The 3,446-nt window shown below is 66.8% G+C and carries 2 protein-coding genes and 2 pseudogenes; 2 read left to right on the top strand and 2 right to left on the bottom strand.

The genetic code is table 11. From position 1 onward, the window contains the following. Positions 1-613: pseudogene (gene cdpA / locus G3N99_RS37020) on the bottom strand (cyclic di-GMP phosphodiesterase CdpA); the annotation flags it as partial. Positions 614-892: 279 nt separating this feature from the next. Here cdpA and G3N99_RS37015 point away from each other — a divergent pair. Beyond that, positions 893-1,444, top strand: a complete 552-nt coding sequence (locus G3N99_RS37015) for a peroxiredoxin (RefSeq protein ID WP_011351468.1) — start codon at positions 893-895, stop codon at positions 1,442-1,444. 87 nt (positions 1,445-1,531) lie between these two features. Here G3N99_RS37015 and G3N99_RS37010 read toward each other — a convergent pair whose 3' ends face one another. After that, positions 1,532-2,161, bottom strand: a complete 630-nt coding sequence (locus G3N99_RS37010; RefSeq protein ID WP_174935079.1) for an NAD(P)H-binding protein — start codon at positions 2,159-2,161, stop codon at positions 1,532-1,534. Positions 2,162-2,503: 342 nt separating this feature from the next. Here G3N99_RS37010 and G3N99_RS37005 point away from each other — a divergent pair. Beyond that, positions 2,504-3,370 (top strand): annotated as a pseudogene (locus tag G3N99_RS37005) (NYN domain-containing protein); the annotation flags it as partial. Positions 3,371-3,446 lie beyond the last annotated feature (76 nt).

The raw sequence follows: 3,446 nt of genomic DNA, 5'->3' as shown, positions 1-3,446 counted from the left end.
CCTTCAGCCGCTGCGCGGTTTCGCGCAGCAGCGTGTCGCCCGCGTCGTAGCCGAGCGCGCGGTTGATCCGCTGGTAGTCGTCGAGGTCGAGCAGCAGCAGCGCCGCGCAGCTGCCTTCCCCGTCGGCGGCCTGCTGCGCGCGCATCAGCGCGGGCACGAGCGCGGACAGGTTGTCGAGCCCCGTCATCGGGTCGTGGTGCATTTCGTAGGTGAGACGCGCCTCGAGCGCGCGCCACGACGACACGTCGAACGCCGCGATCGCGAACCCGTCGACCCCGTGGTGGCGGCTCTTGAACGCGCGGATCTCGACGTCCAGCGGGTAGGTGAGCGACTTGACGATGCACATCGTCGCCTTCTCGACCTGGCCGGAACGCGCAGCGCGTGCAAGCAGGCCTTCGAGCGCCGCGGTATCCTGTTCGGCGATCAGGTCGCGCAGCGTCAGCGTGTGCAGGTAGTCGCGGTGGTAGCCGATGAAGCGCAGGCTCGCGTCGGACACGTACAGAAAGCGCAGCTCGCGGTCGACATGGGCGAGGAAATCCACCGTGCCGACCGTCTGTTCCAGCCAGTTGCGCACGGAGTCGTCGCGTCGCGGCGCGCCGGCGCGCGCGGGCATCAGCGCGCCGCCCGACCAGGCGAAGCGGCGCAGCGTATGCAAGGCGCTGCGCCAGGAGCCCTTGCGTGACGTCTGTTTCCTGTTGGCTTCCATGTTTCTCGCTGACGTGAAGGGCTGGAACCGGTTGTCCGGAAGGAATAACGGCAGACTGTGCGGAATCTTTAACGGACCGGCCGCGGATGGCATGGCCGCTGGATCGGATCGGTCACGCAGATGTTCGACAGACGAACTTCGGCGGGGCCTACATCGAGGCTGACTTTATAAGAAATGAGGACGCAGATGAAGCGAAAACTGTTGCTGGGCGCCGCCGTGGCGGCGCTGGTGGCCGGCCATGCGCTGATGGCGCAGGCGGAATTGAAGCCGGGTGCCGCGGCGCCCGATTTCACGACGCAGGCGTCGCTGGGCGGCAAGACTTACACGTACTCGCTCGCGGACGCGCTGAAGCAGGGGCCGGTGGTGCTGTATTTCTACCCGGCCGCGTTCACGAAGGGCTGCACGATCGAGGCGCACGCGTTCGCGGACGCGGTCGACCGTTACAAGGCTTACGGCGCGACCGTGATCGGCGTATCGGCTGACAAGATCGACACGCTGACGAAGTTCTCGGTGAGCGAGTGCCGGAGCAAGTTCCCGGTCGCGGCCGATCCGGACGCGAAGATCATCCGGGAATACGACGCGAAGCTGCCGGCGATCGACAAGGCGAACCGCGTGTCCTACGTGATTTCGCCGGAAGGGAAGATTCTCTACGAATACACGAGCATGTCGCCCGACAAGCACGTCGAGAACACGCTCGCCGCCGTGAAGGCGTGGGCGGACGCGCATCCGAAGCAGTAAGCGGGCGCGCTGCGCGTCAAAGCGGCCCGCCGTGCGGGCCGCCGGGACGGAACCATGCGCCGCCGCGCGGCGCCGCGTGCGAGGCCGCTATGCGCGCAACGCCTGCTCGATCGGCACGCTGCCGCCGACGAAGCCGACGATCTTGCGCGAGATGCCGAGCTTGATCGCCTCGATCGCGGCCCAGGCCACGTCCTGGCGCGACACGGGCGGGGCGGCTTCGAACCACGCGTCGGTCAGCGCGATCTTGCCGACGCCCGGATCGTCCGTGAGCGGGCCGGGACGCAGGATCGCGTAGTCGACGCCCGACGCGATCACGCGATCGTCGCCTTCGCGCTTCATCTGCGAGTAGTGGCGCAGCGCGTCCGGGCCGAGTTCGGGCCGGTACGCGGACAGCGAGCTGATCACCACGAGCTTCTGCGCGTTGTAAGCGAGCGCGTATTCGGCTGCGCGGGCGACCGCGTCGCGGTCGACCTGCTCCTCTTCGGCCGCGCCTTCCGATTCGGCCGAACCGGCTGCGTAGATCACGTGCGAGATGCCCTGGAATGCGTGCGAGAAATCGTTCGTCAGATCGGCCTCGACCACCCGTGCGCCCGCCAGCGCATAGCCGTGGCGGCGCACGAGCGCCGTGACCTCGAACTCCGGCTGCTTGAGCAGCAGATCCGCGCAGGCCTGGCCCGTTCGGCCGGTCGCGCCAATCAGCAGTACCTTCGTCGTCATGAAACCGCTCCTTGCTCGATGCGTCATCCTTCCAGATAGGGACGGACGACCGATAACTCAAGTGTAATGTCGATTTGCCGCCGCGGCGGGTGTGTATTAAGGGGCGTACCGGCATCGGGCATACCGGCTGCGGGCATACCGGCATCGGGCGTACCGGCACCGGGCGCCCGCCGGGGCCGCCCGGCGCGGGCACGCGATCTGCAACGGCGCGACCGATACCGATATTCCGGCCGCCATTCATTCACACGGATGCGGGAATGACGCGCCGACCGGCTATCATGTGCGCGATGCATTTTTCGCCGTTACGTCATACAACGCATCGGCCCACTGGTTGGAGTACACATGGCATTACCCCTGGACAACGTCAGCATGGCCGTGTTCTGCGACTTCGAGAACGTCGCGCTCGGCGTGCGCGACGCGAAGTACGAGAAGTTCGACATCAAGCCCGTGCTGGAGCGCCTGCTGCTGAAGGGCAGCATCGTCGTGAAGAAGGCCTACTGCGACTGGGATCGCTACAAGGGCTTCAAGGCGTCGATGCACGAGGCCAGCTTCGAGCTGATCGAGATTCCGCACGTGCGCCAGTCGGGCAAGAACTCGGCCGACATCCGGCTCGTCGTCGACGCGCTCGACCTCTGCTACACGAAGTCGCACGTCGATACGTTCGTGATCATCAGCGGCGACTCGGATTTTTCGCCGCTGGTGTCGAAGCTGCGCGAGAACGCGAAGAAGGTGATCGGCGTCGGCGTGAAGAAATCGACGTCGGACCTGCTGGTCGCGAACTGCGACGAATTCATCTTCTACGACGACCTGGTGCGCGAGCAGCAGCGCACGCTCGCCAAGCGCGAACAGCAGCAGCGCGCGGGCAACGGCGGCGCGAAGCGGCCGGACGAGCCGTCGTCGCGCAAGCACGACATGGACGCGCGCAAGGCCGAAGCGATCGCGCTGGCGGTCGAGACGTTCGACGCGCTCGCGTCGGAGCGGGACGACGTCGGCAAGATCTGGGCGTCGGTGCTCAAGAGCGCGATCAAGCGTCGCAAGCCGGATTTCAACGAGTCGTATTACGGGTTCCGCGCGTTCGGCAACCTGCTCGACGAGGCGCAGGCGCGCGGCCTGCTCGAAGTGGGACGCGACGACAAGTCGGGCGCGTTCGTGTCGCGGGCACGCCAGTCGGTGGCCGCGGAGCACGTCACGGCGGGCGGTGAGGGCGGCGGGCACGGCGGCGCACAACACGGTACGCGCGATCGGAAGAGCGGCGTGGAGGGGAAGAGTGGATAAGTCGGTTGCG

Source organism: Burkholderia sp. Ac-20392 (assembly GCF_017104585.1).
In the GTDB taxonomy this organism is placed as follows: Bacteria; Pseudomonadota; Gammaproteobacteria; order Burkholderiales; family Burkholderiaceae; genus Burkholderia; species Burkholderia lata.
This window is presented reverse-complemented; position numbering and strand designations above follow the sequence as displayed.